The sequence below is a fragment of the Vibrio sp. 10N.286.49.B3 genome (genome assembly GCF_002873395.1).
GTDB lineage: Bacteria > Pseudomonadota > Gammaproteobacteria > Enterobacterales > Vibrionaceae > Vibrio.
In genome coordinates, this window is sequence record NZ_MCUV01000026.1 from 46,080 (window position 1) to 66,320 (window position 20,241).

General features: G+C 42.0%; 20 protein-coding genes and 1 pseudogene. 11 read left to right on the forward strand and 10 right to left on the reverse strand.

The window, feature by feature from the left end:
- Positions 1-252: 252 nt before the first annotated feature.
- On the reverse strand, positions 253-1,185 hold the full coding sequence (locus tag BCU68_RS09915) for a hypothetical protein (RefSeq protein ID WP_102564616.1): 933 nt from the start codon (positions 1,183-1,185) through the stop codon (positions 253-255).
- 718 nt (positions 1,186-1,903) lie between these two features.
- Complete coding sequence (locus BCU68_RS09920) at positions 1,904-2,815, reverse strand: LysR family transcriptional regulator (protein WP_102320037.1); 912 nt, start codon at positions 2,813-2,815, stop codon at positions 1,904-1,906.
- A gap of 144 nt (positions 2,816-2,959) precedes the next feature.
- On the opposite strand from BCU68_RS09920, the gene BCU68_RS09925 reads away from it, so the two are divergent.
- The 5 genes from BCU68_RS09925 (at position 2,960) to BCU68_RS09950 (ending at position 8,204) form a co-directional block, all read left to right on the forward strand.
- Positions 2,960-3,412 (forward strand): DoxX family protein, encoded by a 453-nt coding sequence (locus BCU68_RS09925; RefSeq protein WP_017037256.1) that lies wholly within the window; start codon positions 2,960-2,962, stop codon positions 3,410-3,412.
- An 89-nt stretch (positions 3,413-3,501) separates the two neighbouring features.
- Positions 3,502-4,455: a glutathione S-transferase C-terminal domain-containing protein gene (locus tag BCU68_RS09930; RefSeq protein WP_017039294.1), complete on the forward strand. Its 954-nt coding sequence runs from the start codon at positions 3,502-3,504 to the stop codon at positions 4,453-4,455.
- Positions 4,452-5,246: a class III extradiol ring-cleavage dioxygenase gene (locus tag BCU68_RS09935; protein ID WP_102564617.1), complete on the forward strand. Its 795-nt coding sequence runs from the start codon at positions 4,452-4,454 to the stop codon at positions 5,244-5,246. Before BCU68_RS09930 ends, BCU68_RS09935 begins: the two co-directional genes overlap by 4 nt.
- A 650-nt stretch (positions 5,247-5,896) precedes the next feature.
- A complete protein-coding gene (gene ltrA, locus BCU68_RS09940) occupies positions 5,897-7,369 on the forward strand; it encodes a group II intron reverse transcriptase/maturase (RefSeq protein ID WP_102488860.1) in 1,473 nt (490 codons plus the stop codon).
- A gap of 274 nt (positions 7,370-7,643) precedes the next feature.
- On the forward strand, positions 7,644-8,204 hold the full coding sequence (locus BCU68_RS09950; RefSeq protein ID WP_102564618.1) for a hypothetical protein: 561 nt from the start codon (positions 7,644-7,646) through the stop codon (positions 8,202-8,204).
- Positions 8,205-8,437: 233 nt separating this feature from the next.
- On the opposite strand, the gene BCU68_RS09955 is transcribed toward BCU68_RS09950, so the two are convergent.
- A protein-coding gene (locus BCU68_RS09955) for an IS3 family transposase (protein WP_240700396.1) occupies positions 8,438-9,972 on the reverse strand; the annotation gives its coding sequence in 2 pieces (ribosomal slippage) (positions 8,438-9,504 and positions 9,504-9,972; 1,536 coding nt in all).
- A gap of 67 nt (positions 9,973-10,039) precedes the next feature.
- Here BCU68_RS09955 and BCU68_RS09960 point away from each other — a divergent pair.
- Complete coding sequence (locus BCU68_RS09960) at positions 10,040-10,672, forward strand: hypothetical protein (RefSeq protein ID WP_102564619.1); 633 nt, start codon at positions 10,040-10,042, stop codon at positions 10,670-10,672.
- Between the two features lie 150 nt (positions 10,673-10,822).
- On the opposite strand, the gene BCU68_RS09965 is transcribed toward BCU68_RS09960, so the two are convergent.
- From BCU68_RS09965 to BCU68_RS09975, 3 genes are all read right to left on the reverse strand, one after another.
- Complete coding sequence (locus BCU68_RS09965) at positions 10,823-11,092, reverse strand: hypothetical protein (protein ID WP_133126140.1); 270 nt, start codon at positions 11,090-11,092, stop codon at positions 10,823-10,825.
- 5 nt (positions 11,093-11,097) lie between these two features.
- Positions 11,098-11,373 (reverse strand): hypothetical protein, encoded by a 276-nt coding sequence (locus BCU68_RS09970; protein WP_102564621.1) that lies wholly within the window; start codon positions 11,371-11,373, stop codon positions 11,098-11,100.
- A 288-nt stretch (positions 11,374-11,661) separates the two neighbouring features.
- Positions 11,662-11,991, reverse strand: a complete 330-nt coding sequence (locus tag BCU68_RS09975) for a hypothetical protein (RefSeq protein WP_133126141.1) — start codon at positions 11,989-11,991, stop codon at positions 11,662-11,664.
- Positions 11,992-12,414: 423 nt separating this feature from the next.
- Here BCU68_RS09975 and BCU68_RS09980 point away from each other — a divergent pair, with 423 nt between their 5' ends.
- The 3 genes from BCU68_RS09980 to BCU68_RS09995 all read left to right on the forward strand — a co-directional run bounded on the left by BCU68_RS09980 (position 12,415) and on the right by BCU68_RS09995 (position 14,996).
- The gene (locus BCU68_RS09980) at positions 12,415-12,723 is read left to right on the forward strand and encodes a hypothetical protein (RefSeq protein WP_133126142.1); all 309 of its coding nucleotides are present in this window, start codon (positions 12,415-12,417) and stop codon (positions 12,721-12,723) included.
- Between the two features lie 195 nt (positions 12,724-12,918).
- A complete protein-coding gene (locus BCU68_RS09985) occupies positions 12,919-13,266 on the forward strand; it encodes a hypothetical protein (RefSeq protein ID WP_102549736.1) in 348 nt (115 codons plus the stop codon).
- A 1,289-nt stretch (positions 13,267-14,555) separates the two neighbouring features.
- The gene (locus BCU68_RS09995) at positions 14,556-14,996 is read left to right on the forward strand and encodes a hypothetical protein (RefSeq protein ID WP_102564624.1); all 441 of its coding nucleotides are present in this window, start codon (positions 14,556-14,558) and stop codon (positions 14,994-14,996) included.
- Positions 14,997-15,135: 139 nt separating this feature from the next.
- Here BCU68_RS09995 and BCU68_RS10000 read toward each other — a convergent pair whose 3' ends face one another.
- Positions 15,136-15,570, reverse strand: a complete 435-nt coding sequence (locus tag BCU68_RS10000; protein ID WP_102564625.1) for a DUF2846 domain-containing protein — start codon at positions 15,568-15,570, stop codon at positions 15,136-15,138.
- A 413-nt stretch (positions 15,571-15,983) separates the two neighbouring features.
- Here BCU68_RS10000 and BCU68_RS10005 point away from each other — a divergent pair, with 413 nt between their 5' ends.
- Both BCU68_RS10005 and BCU68_RS10010 read left to right on the forward strand, forming a co-directional pair.
- The gene (locus tag BCU68_RS10005) at positions 15,984-17,009 is read left to right on the forward strand and encodes a hypothetical protein (protein WP_102564626.1); all 1,026 of its coding nucleotides are present in this window, start codon (positions 15,984-15,986) and stop codon (positions 17,007-17,009) included.
- 309 nt (positions 17,010-17,318) lie between these two features.
- Positions 17,319-18,239, forward strand: coding sequence for a hypothetical protein (locus tag BCU68_RS10010; RefSeq protein WP_102564627.1), 921 nt, complete (start codon positions 17,319-17,321; stop codon positions 18,237-18,239).
- 186 nt (positions 18,240-18,425) lie between these two features.
- Here the strand turns inward: BCU68_RS10010 and BCU68_RS10015 are convergent, their stop codons facing one another.
- From BCU68_RS10015 to BCU68_RS17180, 3 genes and pseudogenes are all read right to left on the reverse strand, one after another.
- On the reverse strand, positions 18,426-18,932 hold the full coding sequence (locus tag BCU68_RS10015) for a hypothetical protein (protein ID WP_102278089.1): 507 nt from the start codon (positions 18,930-18,932) through the stop codon (positions 18,426-18,428).
- 366 nt (positions 18,933-19,298) lie between these two features.
- Positions 19,299-19,727 carry a hypothetical protein gene (locus BCU68_RS10020; RefSeq protein ID WP_102278090.1) on the reverse strand — a complete coding sequence of 143 codons (429 nt, stop codon included), beginning with the start codon at positions 19,725-19,727 and terminating at the stop codon, positions 19,299-19,301.
- Positions 19,711-20,241 (reverse strand): annotated as a pseudogene (locus BCU68_RS17180) (hypothetical protein); the annotation flags it as partial. The pseudogene BCU68_RS17180 and the gene BCU68_RS10020, both read right to left, overlap by 17 nt.

The window sequence follows — 20,241 nt, forward strand, 5'->3', positions numbered from 1 at the left end:
TCCCAATACCCATTTATTAGGTGCTCATGCGAGCCAACAGGCCACGATTAAGTGGGCTATTCAAATTAGACACATACTTATCAAACTCTTCTATATGACGATAATAGTTTGTGAACTTATTCTGCTCTTGCACTGCTAGCAATTGGGAGTTAGTTAGCTCAATTTGAATTTTAGTTTGTTCTGACCGATGATTTAAGGCTAATTTGCTGAACTTCAATTGCGAAACAGTCTACTGCTCAAATCAGCCCAAAATTATTTGCTGAGACTCTTGCTATGTCTTGTTTCAGCATCAGCGCGAGCTTTCGCCCTGATTTCCTCTTCAATAATAATTCTTTGAATTCTATGGCGTTGGATTAACCCGACAAGTACAAATGGCAACCTAAGCGCACCAACAACAATAGCAATTGCAAATGCAACAATGCCAACGATAGTGTGTTTCACAACAAGAAAAAGTCTGCGTATTTGACCACGCAGCAAGAATGCCGCAAAGAGGGTGAATGCCACACCCAGTCCCCGTGCAATCAGAGCTTTTCGGTTCGCATCCCGAACATAAATGTTCATCTCTTCAGCGGACTTCTCAACGCGAGATTTTTGAATGCTAATAGCCTCTTGGATGCCAGTAGGGTCAATAATTGCCTCAATAACTCGAATTGGAGCCATATCTTTGCCTGTCCACTTGGTTTGTTCGCTCTCCATGCGCAAAGTAATCGTCTTACCAAGTTGTTCCGACTTAAGAAACAAGTTTAAATTCTTATCGCCATAGAATTTATTGAAGAGGCTAACATCTTCCCCGTTAAACCCATAACTATATCCCTTGTCCGCATAGACGTTTCTTGATGTTAGCTTTGGTTTGCGGCAGGACACGTAATATTCCTCCTCCCATCCGAGCAATTCATACATGCCTGATGGGAATATTAGTCTATCGGGATAGCAATCAGTCTCAAGGGTAAACACCTGCCTGTCAGCCACTGACCACTCAATGTCACCTGTCTCCTTGTTAAAGATCTTAGTGACATCACCCGAAGCTATCACCCCTAAAGAAATTGAAATTAAAAACAAAAACGCAAAAAATCTAACCATTGCTACAAATCCCTGTAATACAAGTAAAAACCCGCCCTCATTGTAAGCTAACTTCATTTGTTCGACCAATGGAATGTCTATTTCTGAGTGATTCGGGTGGTTCATTTGTTTTCATGTTGACATGTGGTGTTTTGATGCCTTGGCGATATATATCCCACTCACATTTTACAAAATCTGTCTTTGACTCATCTTTTTGGCTCACAAAGCTAATCTACTGGATCAAAATGGTTTTATGGGGCCTAGAGACCAGCAACACGTAACTACAACAGAGCCACAGATGTTCACTGGTCATATTCTGAAGAAGATGGTTGGGGTTACGTCGAGGTAAATAGGAAGCTGCTATGAAAGCCTTTAATACAGCCGTATAGAGCAATAACAAGGCAACCAATCTCCAACAAACAAAAAGAACTCGCTTGGAAAATTGCTAAAAAGATTTCAAAGACAAAATGAAAAATCTTTTTGCTAGTAGTTGAATCGTCTCTACCTATTAACGGTGGAGTCGAATTGATACGTTCTTGAAAATACGTAAACTGGGATGGGGCAGAGACAATTGACGAAACGGGCTGTTGGATAATTGGGCAACAGCTTGTTGCCCAAATAAATCTCATGATGGTTTCATGCGTTCTAAACGCAATGGGGCAGAAATGTTTTAGACCAATAGCACTAAGGCGCTCTTGTCCCAAAGCATGGCGGCATAACACGTCTCTGGACATTTATGAGTCAGTGATTCTGCTAAATTAGCATTTAAAGGATTAACTCAGGTATTGCAAACCTCTAACTACGTGGGCAAGTTCACTTAGCCACTACAGGAGCCGTTCAAGTCTTAAAAAACATCATCCCAATACGGTAAATCACCATAATAGTCACTGAGAAACTCAATAAAAACACTCAACTTAGTCGCAATCAGCTTACGGTGCGGATACACCGCATATAGCGCCATGGGTTCTGGCTCAAACTCTTTTAGAATAACGTTAAGTTGGCCCTTCTTTACTGCGTCAGACACGATAAAAGTGGGTTGAAAAACATAACCCTCTCCCGCTATAGCGGACTCAACGAGGATATCGCCGTTGTTGCAGGATATACCGGAACTCTCCTCTTTTGACGAGCGCTTCAGCGCATTCATAAGTGGGGACTCGGATTGACTGTAATCCATGTAGCTGTAGCTTAGCAGATGCTCTGGAATAAGCTGTTCCGGATGCTCTGGCGTTCCATGCCGTTCAAGATAGTCTGGGGAAGCACACATAACCAACCGAACCGGAGCAACACGCTTTGCAATTAAGGATGAGCTTTTTAATTGCCCGATCCGTAACGCTAAATCAAAGCCCTCCTCAACCACATCGACTTTCCGATCGTTGAGTTGCAAATCGATACCCACAGCCGGATTGAGCTGCTTAAAATCCCGAATAAGTGAAGCGAGATGCTTGGTAGCAAAAGTCACAGGAGCACTGATACGCAGTAAACCTTGCGCCTCATTCTTTAACTGCCCCATGCTCCCTTCCATGTCTTGAATACTTTCCAAAATGTGCTGAACGTGTTGCACACATCGCTCGCCCGCTTCTGTAAGGTGTACTTTTCTCGTCGTGCGGTTAAGCAGGCGTACCCCGAGTTGTTCCTCCAAATGAGATACGTACTTACTGACCAACTGATTTGACGTTCCCAGTTTCTCTGCTGCCTTGGTAAAACTGCCTTCTCTAGAGACCGTGAGAAACGCCTTCATGGTGTCAATCCTATCCATTAAACAAATCCTTTTAATAAGCCAATTACCAACAATACATTGGAAATCATTCAATGATAATGCCATTTATCATCTAAAGGAGAAGGATTAATCTTATTCCCAAGTTAAGACTTACTTGAATAAATCAACTCTGAGGGAAATACCATGAACAAGCACATTTTTAACAAAGTAATTCAATCCAATGCTGGCTTTGCGGCACTAGTACTGAGAGTTCCGGTAGGAATCATTTTGGCTGCACATGGTGCGCAAAAGCTGTTTGGCTGGTTTGGTGGCTATGGACTTGAAGGTACTGGCCAATGGATGGCAAGCATTGGGCTAGCACCCGGTTACCTAATGGCATTGATGGCTGGCAGTGCAGAATTCTTCGGAGGTTTAGCCTTGATATTTGGCCTTTTGACTCGCCCAGCAGCACTGGTCAATGCATTTGCCATGTTAGTGGCAATCTTCAGCGTTCACATCAGCCATGGCTTATTTATCAGCAATAACGGTTACGAGTTTGCTTTGGCGTTATTCGCTGCCACTTTAGCGCTAGCCATTCAAGGTGGCGGAAAGTTTGCCATTGATAACCGCTTACTTGGTGCAACCAAAACCGCTTAATAAAAGCTATTGGACTCGAAACAAATTAGACAAACAACAGACGCCCATGGCGTACGCTCGCAAGGGGCTCTTCGAAATAAGGAAAGATTATGTTGGTAAATGGTAAGTGGGAACGCAAGTGGGATCCCGTTCAAGAGAAAGACAGTGAAGGCCGCTTCATCCGCCAAAGCAGCGCATTCACAAATCGCATTGACGATGCACAGTCAGCAGTCGATAAAGGTTTGCGACTCTATGCTGCTTACATTTGTCCTTGGGCAACACGCACATTAATTGCTCGCTCGTTGTTTAACTTAGAAGATGTAATTGACGTAAAAATCTTAGACCCAGTACTAACAGATTTCGGTTGGCAATTTGGGGGTGAATCTGATTCAACGGTAGGCTCTACAGAGAGTGGCATTGAGGGAGTGGAATACGCTCACCATCTTTATACGATGACTGATGACCAATACACTGGTCGAGCGACTGTGCCTGTACTTTGGGATTGTGGTGATAACAAAATCATCAACAACGAGTCTGCTGATATTCTTCATATTTTGAACGAAGACTTAAGACCGATTCATAATTCAAACATCAATTTGTACCCGACTGAGTTGCAATCACAAATTGAAGAGTTTAATGCCAGTATCTACGACAGCTTAAACAATGGCGTGTATCGCGCAGGATTCGCTTCAAGCCAGAAAGCTTACGACGAAGCCATGGTTGATATTTTCGCTCGCTTAGAAGAACTGGAAACACATTTTGCGAATAACGATTTTGCCGTTGGCAACCAACTAACCGAAAGCGACATTCGGTTATTCGTTACCTTGATCCGATTTGATGTGGCCTACCATGGCCTATTTAAAACTAACATCAAAGCCATCTCTGACTACCCTGCGTTGTCAGCGTATTTGGACCGCTTATTACAAATCGAAGCCTTTGCGAAAAACACTCGTGTCGATCATATTAAAGCGGGCTATTACTCGGTAACTGCGCTAAATCCATCTGGCATAATTCCTCAGGGGCCGTACTTGGATTGGTTTAAATATTTACCGGAGGGAGTATGAAACTAGCACCTCTGATGTTCGTTGGTCACGGTTCTCCGATGTTTGCGTTAGGCGCAAGCATCGAGGCTCAACAACAGGCGACCGATAATTTAACCCATCAAGTAGCTAAATTTGATGATGTGGAAGCTATATTAGTGATATCACCACATTGGGTTGCCCGCGGAAATGTCGTTATCACCAACGACCAACCAGAAACCATTCACGACTTTGGTGGCTTTCCACCTGAATTGTACGAGTTGAACTATCCTGCTGTGGGCTCACACATTGTTGGTAATAAAGTCATCGACTTATTAACCAACAATGGTTTCGAAACTAAGGCGGACAATTACCGAGGCTGGGATCACGGTGTTTGGGTACCGCTGTATCACCTGCGCCCAAATGCAGACAAGCCAATAGTGCAATTGTCGCTGAATGTTGATCTGTCACCAGATGAACTAGAAAAGCTCGGTAATACCTTGAAACAATTGCGTAAGCAGAATATTGCGGTTATCTGCTCAGGTAGCCTGACGCACAATTTATATGACATTCGAATGAGTCACGAGCGCGTCGCAGATTATGCAAACAAATTCCAAAATTGGGCACGGAAAATCGCTCTTGAAGGCAATTTAGCGGAGGCAAAACAGCCTCACGTTAAGTCTGTTCACTATGCGAAGTCACATCCTACCTCTGAGCATTATTTGCCGTTAGTTATTGCTATGGGAGCAAAAGATGACGCTGATAATCTTACGATGTTGGAAAGTCCAATCTTGCATCACTCCATTTCAATGGAGAGTTATGTTTGGTCTCAGTGAGCAATAACATTACTTTAGTTTAGATAAAGAGCCGCAACCAAGATAGGTATAAACTGCAAGGCTAACACTGAATGGGGCGTGCGACGTGAGGTCGTATGAAGCGCTGTTCACCGCTTAATGTGTGAACCATCTGTATCACCAGATGAACCTAGGACTCTGAATAAAGTAGCGAGTCTGACAATGTAACGAAGATTGGTCATGCACCAGTCGGGATCTAAATCGTGAGAGGACGATCCTCCTGATAACCACAATCGGGTGAGTGCTAGGTAGTCAGTATGATGAACATAAGTGAATCCGCGTAAGGTGCGTTATACGATGAAACAGCGGAAGTGGTTAATACGCTGTAGCCAAAAGGCATGAGAGTCGGAAAGAGATTGCCCCATGCTCTTTCGTGATCATTGAACTCTTCGCACCATAGCGGGCATCTACCCTGATATTGCGCGACATACGGAACACGGTAAGCCTGTATCACTCCCTCTGGGAAAGCCTATGTGGCCGATAGTGGTGCAGGTATAGGAGGTTGGAAAAAGCGAAGGCTGCATTGTAACGATGCAGATACAGACTTATATCTGGTCACGAAAGTGAGCCTACTTCTGACTGGTCTCCCGTTGCGAGAGAATTTGAAGAACTTTATTCAAGGAGAAATGCAAATGATGATTTCAAAAGAGATTAGTGCCTCTCCTGACAGCGTTCAATGGCAGTCAATAGACTGGAAATCCGTTGAATCGCATGTATTAAAACTTCAGATGCGTATCGCAAAGGCAACTAGAGACGGTAAACACGGAAAGGCGAAAGCCTTGCAGTGGTTACTGACTCATTCTCGTTCAGCAAAACTTCTTGCTGTTAAGCGAGTATCTCAAAATAAAGGCAGTAAAACGTCTGGAATAGATGGTGTTATCTGGAATACAGATACACGCCGCATGAAAGCAGTCAATCAATTGAGTAGAAAGGCATATCAAGCCAAACCGCTCAAGCGTATATATATCCCCAAAAAGAATGGCAAACTTAGGCCACTGGGCATCCCATGCATGATAGACAGAGCGCAACAAGCACTTCACCTATTAGCATTAGAGCCTGTGTCAGAAAGTCTTGCCGACCCTAACAGCTACGGTTTTAGACCAAGGCGCAGCACTGCTGATGCAATCGGCCAGTGTTTTATCTGCTTGAGTCAGAAACGGTCAGCGCAATGGGTTCTTGAAGGGGACATAAAAGCCTGTTTCGACAAAATCGGGCATCAATGGCTTATGGACAATGTTGCTGTTGATAAACGTATGTTGAAGCAATGGCTAAAGTCTGGTTTTGTAGACAAAGGGCTATTTTACGACACCGATGAAGGCACGCCTCAAGGCGGGATTATATCCCCAACCTTGATGTTAATGACACTCTCTGGTCTCGAACAGCACATTAAGTCTACGGCACTCAAAAAGGGTGCTAGAGCCAACTTTATTGGATACGCTGACGATTTCGTCGTCACTTGCGCTTCAAAGGAAGTGCTGGAGAACGATATCAAACCGTTGATTGCTGATTTCTTAGCGGAAAGAGGCTTAACATTATCCGAAGAGAAAACGCACATCACTCATATCAACGATGGCTTTGACTTTCTTGGGTTCAACCATAGAAAATACAAAGGAAAATTGCTCATTAAGCCGAGCAAATCCAATACGTTGATGTTCTTAAGTAATCTGCGTGAACTCATTAAAAAGAACGTAACTCTTCCAGTGAATGATCTTATCAAACTGATAAATCCGAAACTCAGGGGATGGTCGAACTATTATCGACACTGCGTGGCTAAACAGGTATTCGGATATGTCGGTCACAAGCTATTCCATACGTTATGGCACTGGGCTAAAAGGCGTCATCCAACAAAATCTAAAACTTGGATTGCCCTAAAATACTTCATCAACCGAAAAGGCCAATGGCAGTTTCACGGTTGGCAGAAGATCATGGATATGGATTGCCAGTTCAATCTGTTCCAAATAGCTAAAGTGCCAATAGAAAGGCATGTAAAAATCCGAAGTGCAGTGACACCATTTGACCCTCAATACCAAGAATACTTGGCTAAAAGGAAGTCCAAACGGCAAGCTCGTAACTCTTGGAAAGAGCCTGCTCCGACTGCTTTATAAGTTGCTGGGTATCATTTGATGCCTTTGTGGAGGCTTGAGCCTAGTGCAGTGAAAGTTGCACGCTGGGTTCTTAGGGAGACGGCACTTGGTAACAAGTGTCGTCCACCCGACAGAAATGTTTTAGACCAATAGCACTAAGGCGCTCTTGTCCCAACACTGTGCTTTGATATCAGCATTCATCCACGGGCAATCCCATGGTTTTCTGTATGCACAGAGTAAACTAACAAATCAATTAGAATTGTTGTTATGTGGAGCTTTGTAAAGGAGTAGTAATTTGGTATATACAGGAACTGACCGTCAGCATGACAAAATGGAGCGGGAAGCTCAAGACGAACGCGCTTATAATGAATTTGAAAAAGGGTATTATTTTCAGCAGAGAAGACCAAAAGATATCGACGAGATAACTTGGGAGTTAATCTGGGGAAATCTTCAAGTTATGCGAGATAATTATTACGAAATTTCTAAGATTGCCAGAAATTTAAGTAGCAAACTCTCAACTACTTTGATTCTTAGTCGTAGCCCCTCTAATAATATGTTCGTTCTAGAATTCGAGATGCCGTTACATGAACTATATGCATTTCAAAAAGAAGCGCAAAGCATAATAATAATACGCTCAAAGCTAGACGGCTGTTACCCAAATTTAGAGTTAATTGCTAACGAACAGAATCATAGGGACAAAGCCTCTATTAGTCGGGCTGCAAGAGATGATATTCGTGGACAAGAGTTTGATTATAAAAGTGTACTTAAATTTCAACGTTCACGAGCTTTCAGCTATATAGTTAGGAAAGCCTTACCATCTCGTTTTTTTGATTTCTCAGAAAATGGAGTTGAATGAAGAACGAGGTGTGGACTAAACACTTATAAGTGTAATACGGTGAAGACTGGCACCCTAATTAATAATTCGTTTCCGAAGAGGACTAAACTTAGTCCTCTTCTACGTCATTCTAAGGCGCTTTTGTACCAAGAAGCTTCTAATTTAACTCGATTAATATCAATGCCACTGGCTAGCCGGATATATTTGGAAAATAACGGTGTTTTTCAAGGTAGTTGTCATCATTTGCTTACTTATTAAGCAGCTTCTCTTTCTGGATTTAGGTGAACGTCACCAACAGGCGCACAGTTCCTGATATCACCAGACCACCGCTCAGGCTTTCGCTGTTTTGCAGCGAGCAATACCTCTACACGACGCTTCAAGATCTCTTTATCTTTTCCATTGTGACGCTCTGAAGGCGTGACGTAATTTAGCTGACTGTGCTTGTGCTCGGTGTTGTACCAGCGTACGAAGGCTTCAACCCAACTTTGGCTACTATCGATTGTTTCAAAGCCTTTCGTTGGCCAGCTTGGCATGTACTTTACCGTGCGGAACAATGACTCAACATACGGGTTATCATCACTGACTCTTGGGCGACTATACGATGAAGTAATACCTAACTCTTCCATTTTGGCTTTGAACGTCAACGACTTCATCGGCGCACCATTATCGGAGTGAAGAACCAGAGCTTGATTGAAGCACTGCTCTCGCATCAACGTTCGTTGCAGAAGTTGTGACGCCAGCTCACCGCATTCATGCTCATACACTTCATAACCAACAATTTTTCGACTGTAGATGTCCTCAATGACATACAGGTAATAATGTTGGCCTCGAACTTTTGAAGGTAAGTAAGTGATATCCCACGTATAGACTTGGTTCGAGTCCGTCGCTGTGTAACTGGTTGGCTTCGCTTGCTTCTGTCTGCTCCGCTGACGACCTCGTTTGTGAAGTTGCCCCTGCGTACTCAACACTCGGTAGTAGCTCGACTCAGAGGCGATATACTCACCTCTATCAAGCAGTGTCGGGACGATTTGAGTTGGAGGCAAGCTTGCAAACTCAGAGCGGTTACACACCTCGATTATCGCATCACGCTCTTCCTGCGACAGCTTGTTAGCAGGCTCAGGTCTGAGGCATATTGGCCTTTTGTCAGCTTGAACTTCACCTTGCTGATACCAGCGACGATACGTTCTCAAGTCGATTTGAACTTCATGGCAAGCTGGCTCTAAACGACACCCGCATTGCTTCGCTTCAAGGATAAGAGTCACTATGGTCTGCCTTTCATCGGTTGAGGTTAGTCGTCCTCTGGCTCTTCCCCGTAAAAGGCTCTCAGCTTTTTTCTTAATACCAAGAGAGCGGCCGTTTCAGCGAGTGCTTTTTCTTTGAGTCGTAAATCTTTCTTCAACTCTTTGATTTCAAGTTTGTCAGCTTTAGCCTGCTTCTTTGCTTCAGCTTCCTGCTCTTTACTCGACTTAAACCCTTGCATACATTCGCTGCGCCAGCTTTGGATTTGCTCTGGAAAAAGACCTTTTTCACGACAATATTGGCTGAGTTCACTTTCGGTCATTGAGTAGGTTTCAGCGACAATGGCAAGTTTAGTTTGAGCTGACCACTGCTCTGATGAAGTGTTGCTATTTGGCACGGCGGCTCCTGAACGTCTGAGTTGCTGGCGCCAATGATACAGGGTCGCAGTGCTAATTCCTTCCTCTTCCGACACTTCTTTAACTGACATTGAATAGGGAGGTAATAGCTTCTTCAATATAGCTTCTTTTCTTTCTACTGAGATACGAGACACAATTACTCTTTATCGCCCAAACTGGTTAAATTTTAACAGTGACATCTACCCTGCCAGATAGGGATAAATGAAACTTAATTGGCAACACATAGCTATTCTTGTGATTTTTTGGGGGACATTAGTTAGCCCTATTGCATTTTATATTTATACCTTCGGTTTTGGCATCTGGGAAAGCAATGATGACTGGGGTCAAATGGGCAGTGCTATTGGAGGGCTTTACACTCCAATCCTATCTTTATTTACATTTATGCTCTTAGGTCTTCAATTGTATCGACAAAATCAGGTTGATCACCACAACCAAATATCTTGGTTTATAGATCGAAGCCTAGAGGGGGGTGAGAAAGCATTGAAGTACATGGCAGAAATCTCTCTAGAAAAGAACATGGAGAATCAAACTGTTATTGATGGTTTACTATCCACCATCAACGACGGTACGCCGGAAGATGTTGCGTCCTATTTAGGTATGCCCGTTAATCAGCGTTTTTTCTCAGCAGCTACTATATACTTCTCAAATCTTGAGGGGTTAAAAAGTTCAAAAAACCTTAATGCACAACTCGCTTGCGAGGAGTTGAGGACAGAAGCGGCTATGTTGCTAGGTTACAACATGATGATAATCATTGAGCGAGAAGTCCTACGTGGCATGCTGGCTCATGGCCCATACTTTGACAATGAGTCTTTATCAAGCGAGCGAAAGCCCTAAGTCGCTTTTGTCCCCAAGGAAGGCTATCACTGGGGAGAAAAAGCACGTCTTTCGACTTAAATGAGCTACACAAACTCTTAAATTAAGATTTCACAAAATACGGACTGAAAGCCCCACCATCAAGCGCCTTTTGTTTGGAGGTTTGACGATCTAGAGCGCATCACCACCAAACTCAGCCCAAGCTTTGGTGAAACCATGCGCAGAGAAGAACAAAAACTGGTGCGGGAACTCAAAGGAAACGTTCGCGCTCTTTTTGAATGCATCTATCACGAATTCATTACCTTGATTAGAGAAAGGCCACAAGTAAGGGGTATCCTCATGACAATTGTACGAGTACCTAACATTCTGATTATTTGTTTTTATGCTCATTCCGTCATATAGGCCGTTAGCTTCAATGTCATCACAGTGTTCGGGCAGCATGATCATCAAGGTCTTTTGGCCTTTTTCTGCGGGTGAGGAGATATGTAGGTCAAGTAGGTTATATCTTCGCCTTTAGCTCTTGGCTTCAGGGTCATGCTTGAGCCTTGTCTTGGCTTAGCCCTAAAATCAAATAGCGTGAGACTCTTATGATTTGGGTAGACGGAGGCAAACTGCGAGCCTCGTTTGTTGTCAAAATCTATAATGACCACACCTTCAAGGCTCGTGTTGGCGAAGCCTGATGGAGCCAAAGCAAGAGTGATTAATCCAATAATCTTTTTCATATTGTCACTTCCATTTAAATATGACGAGAAATATTCCAGAGGATGGAAGTAAGAGCCTTTATTGTTCGAACTGACTCAAATCGGTCTTAAAAACTGAGTTGGAAGCTCTCCCTCCCTAGTTGGTCCCTAAGCATAGCGTAATAACACGCCTCTGAACCATTGTGAGTCAGTAACTTTGCCAAACTTAAATTAACCTTATTAATCAATCACTTACGAGTATTTGATTTATTGGTTAAATTCACTACCCCATTACACTTCGATTTATCGAGCCGTACTTCTAGTGTTCAATCATCTTGTACATTTTACTTTCATGACCCAAGTTATAGCTTCTTTGCCTATTCCGTACTCACCTCGGTGAATCGGTGTTTGTTCTAGAACATCTACAGAACGGCACGAGTCTTTAAACATCATTTGAACAGCGTTTAACCGATCTTTCTCGTCACCACCATCCCAACCAAAGTCTATAGTGTTTTTTATATAAACTTTGTAATCATATTCATCTGTATCCGATAATTCCGTTCGTATGTCCCCTCCAGATTCTAATATTCTCAAATGAGTTTGACTTCCTGCACAACCCATAAGTAAGGTCAACATTACTATGATGTAAATTCTTTTCACTTTAGCCTCTAGCCAATATCTTTCTAAAAATCATATAGATAAAACCCATACCATACCTGAAAATTCAATTTCTAAGTGCGATCCCCCTCTAATATTAAGAAGTGGTTTATCATAACTGTGTAAGCGCTTAAAACACGGGTTAGAGCATAACAGCTAAGGCGCTTTTGTCCCGAACTCACCTAAAACTTTAGATCCGGTTACAACTGTGCAGAACAAGTGCGAAACCAAGAAACGCAACAATAATTTTGACATAAGCGTAAGTAACCTTTCTAAATTATGGCACCCTGAACAACCAAAGGTATGGAAGGTCGAGTAACTTTTAGCGTTATTGGTAAAGATCAATAATTAGGTCACAGCAAATATGGTATAAATCCAGCCCTAGTTCCATTGAACCCATACTACCTAATGAAGTGTACTTTTAATTTGTCCTTAATAGCTCTTATAACGAGCGCTTCCATATCTACAGTGACTTTTGCTAAAAAGCATGATGAGACAGTTGAGCTTTGTGCAGAGTTTGAATCTATTGCGCGAGAAGCAATGACGCTAAGGCAAAATGATTTACCAATGTCTGAAGCTATGCAAATTCTTGGGGGGAAAGATCCCGGTGCCTTAATGGTAAAGGAAGCATATAATTCGCCCTATTATACCTCTCAGTCACTAAAGGAAGGTCAAATCAGAGATTTTAGCAACGCTGTTTTCAGTTCTTGTTATGAAGCCGTTACGGATGCATAGGAAGTAAATGTTAGAAATCTTATTGTTTGTAGGGCTTTGTCTGACTTTTGGTGTTTTCCGCGTATTAGGGTGTTTATTTTCTTTGGGTGCAGCAGTCGTCGTAGCGATTATTTTGCTCATAATAATGGGAAGTTGATATTGAAAATCAATTGTTCCCCCTATGTATTAATTATTACTATAACTATTGGTAAATGAATGAAATTAAAGAATATCAGTCGGGAGTTATCCGATTTAGCAAAACTTGAAATTGATGCTTACTTGAAGCGCGGAGAGCTAATAGAAGCAGCAAAAATCCACTTTGACACGACTGCCTCTTGGTTAGCTTGGTCAAAGTCACACCTTGGAATTTCTAAAACTACACATTACCAGCACATCCAGTTACACAAGGCGTTTACAAACGGTACTTTCGGTAAAGAAATGAAAAAGGTGCCACTGATGGTTCTCAATCGATTGATGTCAAATGAAAACCTTCGTAATGAAGCTCGTCTCGATATGGCAAAAGGCATAAAAATCGATAGTAATTGGGTAAAAACAAAGCGTTAGCGAACTTGTACCTAGATATTGAGCCTAAGTAGACATTTAAACATGGTAAATCGCACATAACAGCACCATGTTTTATGTAATGTGTCACAAACAAGACTGTGCTGAACTAACCCCATAAGCTAAGGATGGCTTAATCACGAAATGAACCATGATAAAATTACCACCATTCTAACCCGTTACCATATTTCTATCGCCTCATTGAATACACCCACACCAAAATTTGTTTAGAGTTATTGAACTAAGGCGCTTTTGTCCCAATTCTTGGCTCTGTAAACGATTTTGAGGAAAACCTTGTTACGAACCCGTGGTAAACCCAAACTACACGCTCTTTGTTGACCAAAGCGAAATTAAACCGATGGGAATATTACACCTCGTATAACTCTGGTACCGCTGATGGTTATGCTAACGCTTTAGATGCAGACAAATGTAGGAAGAGTAAAAATCAGTGGAGTTAAACGAACCTTCATGAGAAAGTGCCGACCCTTTTTAATGATGGTGTAAAGGTGTTCGATGTTTAAGCAAGGCGATGTTGTGATTCATAAGTCCCGACCAGATTTGGGTAACGGGCTTGTCATAGAGTGCAATGCCTCAACCGTATCAGTAAAATTTGTGACAGCCGATTTTACTGGCATACCTACAAGCTCTATAGCGCTGGCAAGAAACGTAAACGGTCGTGCACCTAAAGTTGAATTACCAGTAAAAACTGTTCAGAAAGCGAACCCTAGATCGCCAACTATCAAATCCACAGCTCAACCAAACCCTAGGCTCACTGCCCCCTCAAGCGGTTTATTCAATGGATGCTTCGCTCCCATCCTCTTTTTTGGGGTACTCATATTTTTTGGTAGTTGCGTCAGCTCAATAACAGCACCGACCAAAGATAGCAATGGCTATTACAAAAACGAGGCCGAGGCTTGGAAGGCATGCAATGCGAAATATAACAACAAATGTAGGTATTTAGGTCCCTCATTTAAACATCATTGATAATTTTCATCGATTTGGCTTAGGTGCGGGTATCTATCGATGACCCCCCATTCTTTTGACAACAAACTCTGAGTCGCTTTTGTCCCATCCGAACCTGAAACTCGGGAGCATAAGAAGGTTTTGGGCGTTTCCGTGTTGCAACGAGATAGAGCCTTCTCTGTTAGATAACTTTTTCAAATCCAATATACGCGAGTAATTGGCGCTTACTGTCTAACGAGAATACATTCATTATGGGATAGTTAAGCATTGCATTGTCTAGTCTGTCGAAATTTAGGATGATGTTGGTATATAGGATTAAGGTATTTGTTATGGAAAACTACAAGCACATCAAGAATAGGATGGATGGTTCAACACACGGAGTTGATTATCCTCATTTATCTGGTTGGGAGTTACGAGATACCATCACCCGCCTCATAAAAGAACAGCTTGAGAGTTTGAACATACCCAACCACCTCATACCAACCTACAGTGACTATTTTAGATATCTCAACGGATCCCCGTGTGTTGATGAATGGGAATCGGGTAAGCTTATTCTGTGTGAAAGTCCTTGCGGTACAAGATTGGTGTTTGATGGTGATGAAGATCTGTCGATTATCTATCCAGATGGCGAAGGAATGGCTTTTATTGATCAAGAAGAATTGAAGTGGTTGTTTGAGAAAGAGAACGATCCTCAATTCGCGAACGAATTATATCTTGGTGTAGCTCATGCTGTCGATGCTTGGTTTAAGGTGATATTTCGCTATCAATAACTGATTAACTCGTTGTCTAGTCTCCGAAACTTAGGATCAATCAACCTTAGTCGCTCTTGTCCCAGAGTGTATTGAAATAGGCTTGAAAAGCAAACAGGACTGCGTTAACACCACTCGTACTGTTTGCATTAATGTCTGGTTATTTCGCTAACTTAAGCTTACTCACCCGGGTCATACCTTCTGACTCACTGACTTCTTCTAATTCTGCTCCGCCCACAAAAACTCCCATTTTGATATAGTTTTCAACAAAGTAGTTTTTCTTAGGTTCCGTCTTAATTATTAGGTCATTTGGGCTAAACTCTGACTCAGTAGATATTACGTGCTTACCAGCATCGATAACCCTGTAAAAATATACGTCAGGAGCCGATTCTCCAATAATTTGCTCATCGACACGAATCGTCTTTTTAAGCGCTTTGCCTACAAATGAATCTCTGAATATATATAAACCAGATTTGCCATCTGGTGGTGTTGCAAACTCTTTAGCTTTTGCATCTTCCTCATTAGAAGCCATTGGTACTGTTGCACAGCCACCTAGAGTCATTAAAATCAAACCAACTGCTAATATTTTTCTCATTATCATTCCCTGTTGCATATAAAAGCACACGGTATTATAAATATGATTAATTATCAATATGATATGAGCAAAGCTAAAAGTCTAAAACAAGTCCGTGTACATAACGCTGGAGACAGGAGTATTGCAATGTAGCAGTTTGCATTAAGGCGCTTTTGTCCCAATGCGATTACCCAACTGGACTTTAGTTGACCCATAAGTAAAAACTGTCAAGCTTTATAACAACTAGACTAGAGTAGAGTATTGAAAATATTTATTCATTTACCCTCCCGAGACCCAACGAATTATCCACTTACTTTAGCCACAGCAAACAAAGGATGACACAGCAAGCACTTATTATATAAGTAAATAGTACAACGTCATTACTTCGGTTATAGTGTTTTACAGTGAAATATTCGGATTAAGGACAATCCAAAATGCTAGAACGCTTTTGCTTTGGGATCGCACTTGGTGTGGTCCTTTGGTGTTTTTTACGAGAAGAAAAAATAGAATTTAATCAAGCTAACCACCCTATCCTAGTGGGTACCTTGGCTATATCAGCGATCGCGTTCATCATCTCATCTGCCGCTTTCGGACTTATCTTTGCAGGTGCTGCGGTCATTGAAATGACGATTGGGTTTGCTCTTGCGAATAAGCTTTTTGGCAGACCAAGCGACATGAGTCTTGAGCAGTACAAGGAAGTCCTTGAGCAACAAAGATTAGAGAAACAACGTAAGGCCGAACTCAAAGCCATTAGAAAAGCAAAAAGGATTGAAGCTAGTAAACGCCGAGTAAAGTGGTATTTCATCATTCTTTGTGCCGTGATTGTTGGCTACCAAGCGACCTTGATATCCGACTATTACGCTAAACAACCACAAACCCAGACAACAACAAAATCTAAGATCGAAACCACTAGCATCACTCCCAATCGCACCACAACATACAAAACTAGCAGCACCTCTGAAAACAGGGGCAAACTCGTTGTTTCAGCTTGGGAGCACAAAGCTTGGCGCGTAGCTTCAGTTAACGACTACGTAATGATGAACGCCACAAACTCAGTGAACGGCAGCTTCCTTGGCGTACTCAGGCGACTAAATAATTGTGACAGTCGAACCCTCTCGCTAACTCTTAAAGCTAATCTTGCCGACCATGTAGATATTTACGGGAAAAATTTCCCTCTTCGCTTTTCTACCGATAAAGGTTTAATAGCCGTAGTTTCTGCGAAAGTTGTTCTCATTAAAACTACATTTCAAGGGCGCTACAACCAAGAAATTGAGTATTCTATCTCGCCAATTCCCAGCAACTTAATCACAGCATTCAAGCGTCGCGATAACGTGCGTGTTGATGTCGATGGAAACGCAAACTACACCGATGGTATAAGTCTCTACGGCGCGACGTTTGACCTCGCTGGATTCACCGCCACTTACCTCAAAGCCGATGAGGCGTGCCTAGTTCAAATCTAAAGCACAAAGTAGAGGGGATAGTGGCTGAGCAAATGTAGGGCGCTTCTGTCCCCAAACAATTTGCCTGATGGCAAGAGTTACCGTTTTCACAACAAGGAATAGACTTGATCACGTAATGTTAGTCATATCGCCATCGTGAAGATTGCCACTGCAAACCGGATGGTTCTATTCTCATCCTTGTGATTCAGTCAACTTTTATACAGGTAGGAAATCAAAAACTAAAAACCTCTTACATTAACAACAGGACATCCACTTCTCATTTCTTGTATGATATGCGCCACTCTAACCGCTCCAAAAGATATACAGAAAATGACGAACCATAAGACCAAGCTTGCTTCGCTTTTATTGTTACTACCAGCTTTGGCAATGGCTAAAACTGATGTTATCGACATAGTCTCAGAACAAAATTACCCATCGTCCTACATCTGGAAGATAGATGAGGATACAACATTTACCTTATCTCGATACTGTGACCCTAAATGGGACAAGGGCATTTTCATTTCTTACAAAGAAAGCTACTGCAACAACTCAGTCTATGTTCGTAGCACTATGGCAAACGACTCGAGAACTAGTTTTGGTCACAGCTATTTCGTAACGGTTTCTAATGGAAAACTTGGTGTGCGTACGAACACCGATTTCAACAGAATTGATTACAAGAAAGAGAATGACTTAATTCAGTCCATGTTAGGTGAGTCCGATCCTATAGTTAGCGTTAGTGGTTATGGAAAAATACCTGATGATAAGCTGATTAAGCTTGACGGGCTTAAACCTACTTTCCACGGTGAGTACGATAAGTACCCAACATACAGCGTTAAAAAGTCCGTTAAGTTGGTAGGCTTCAATAATGCTTACAACGCTATTCAGGGTGCAGCCAAAGCCGAGTTCGATGCTAAGTATGATGCACAGAACCAAGAAAGAGCGTTAATACTGATTCTGATAGCTATAGCGGTGTTTGGTGGTGGTTGTGGGATTTGGAAGTACGTAGTAAAGCCAAGTGTGAATAAAATTAGTAAAACAAGAAAAGAAGTAACAGATAAACTCGAGAAGAACAAGGTTCGTAAGATAGCTAAAGAAGAAGCGATTCGGCAGACCGTTCGTACCACTATCGAGAACGACAATACTGCGATTTCCGCACTGAAAGCTCAGATAAAAGAAGCTCTGGATAACGACGACGCAAAGACCGCGAAGATTCTGATGGAAGCGCTAGAGAAGATGGAGTCTAAGGACTGATATTTAATAAATAGCCGCTAGATTTAGCGGCTATTTTTGTTCTTAAAGCTTAAGCTTCTAATTTGAGGATGATGTCTTTTCAGCTTGCCAGCAGAGATAAACATAACCAAATCTTCAGGTTTCGACTCAAGTGTTCTAGACCGTTAGCACCAAGGCGCTATTGTCCCGTAGGGACACATCATTGCACTAGTAGTTACTCTGTTTCAGAAAAAAGGTGACAAGGTTAACCAAATCTTGGCTCTTGCACTTAGTAAGTAGAAACCTGCACTTTTCCGCAAATTCCTCATTCGGGATAGTTACGCCGGAGCGCATTACACCATGTACCTTGTCGTAATCTTCATTGTGAATAGATAATAGCAATTGAGATTCCCAAGCATCTGAGACCTGTTCTTTTTCAGCTTTCGAAGCCTGCACTTGTTGTTCCGTCGCTGATTTTGCAGCTCTTTTCGCTTCATTCCGAGCAACCAGTTCACAGGCTTCATTAAGAACCTTAGCTTCATCAACAATCGATTCGGCTCTAAGCTGTATATAAATGCTCTCACATTTATTTGTATCACCTTCAGATAGTCCACGAGCTTTAGTCCACAAACCTTTGCGTATTTCTCCATTACCCAGTTCGTCGGCAACTTGCTCATATACCCACTCTTCGATTATTCTTTTTTTCGAACTTCTATTCTTAGTAAAAAATCGCATTAATTAACCGTCACGTCGTTCTTGAATAATATGCCGTACTTTATCAACCCTGCACGTGTCGATCCACATCAACATACTCGAAACGTAAGTATCTGACACTAAGGCGCTTTTGTCCCGTTCTGAACCAGAAACCTACTTTCGTAAGAAGGCTTTTGACAAAATTGAACTTCGGAAAATCGAACATTAGCGACTCATGAATAACTACATGTATGGCAAAGTTGTAAAGAGCTAGTACGATGAGTAAAGTCACACTAGCAAAAAGATTAGTTTAGGTTCGTACTAAAGAATTCAAGTCTAAATAGGCTCTATTTATAGTCGTTTTTCCGTAATCCTAACGTTCGGTTTCGATGGGATTTTCTAAACCTGTCACATTGATCTTACCCATTTTCGGTAAATACTTGTACCTGCATTTCTATTGAGTTCTTCACTATACATGTAGCCATACTTATCAATTAAATCAAAAGTATGGTACGTCCACCCGGATGCAAACGCCACACCAACAAGAGTAAATAACAGTATTATCTTGTCCCACTTGGCTCTAGTTTGCTTTGACTCTAGTTGGACGATTGTTTTCCCGTAATAAAACGCCTTTGGTGTCATAAAAATCAAATAGAGAACCAACCCAAAGCAACCAATAGGAAGCCATAATGCTATTGGAGAAAACGTAACAACGCGCTCATGATTCAACAGATCCAAGTAGCTTTGAAGCACGTCATAAGATATCAAACACCAAGCACCAAGCCCAAGCACCCACATAAAAATTACAGCTAATCTAACTCTAGTTTTGGACTGCATTTTCAAGCTCCGTTACAATTGAATTTGAAATATCATATTTTCCCCACATAAATTCAATGGCTAGATAAGCTAACGCACAAACAACCCCTGCTATTAATAGCGAGCCAGTCAGAGTCGCTGCTGCAAACAAAGCGGCCTCACCAATCCCAAACTGAATCAGAGCCTTAAACATATCTGCGCCAACATTACCAAACCAATCCACTAAGTGATAATCATCTTTAAAAGCTAAATCGCTAGTCGCTATACTAGCCGACACCACAAACGTTAAAACTCCTGCCCCCTTAAAGTTTGTAGCCCTTGATTGAGGACTAAAGCCTGCTTGCATCGATTTAAATGAATTGAGAGGGTACTTCTTCCCATTCATATTAATACGCGTGCCATTAACAAACGCATGTTTGAGCACTTTCCCATTCTGATCTGTCCCATTAAACGCCACAAAGGTTTTGCCTTTGCTCTCGACAAGATCTGCCTTAATGTTCATGTCCCCAAATTGGTAAGCGCTTAATTCTCGACA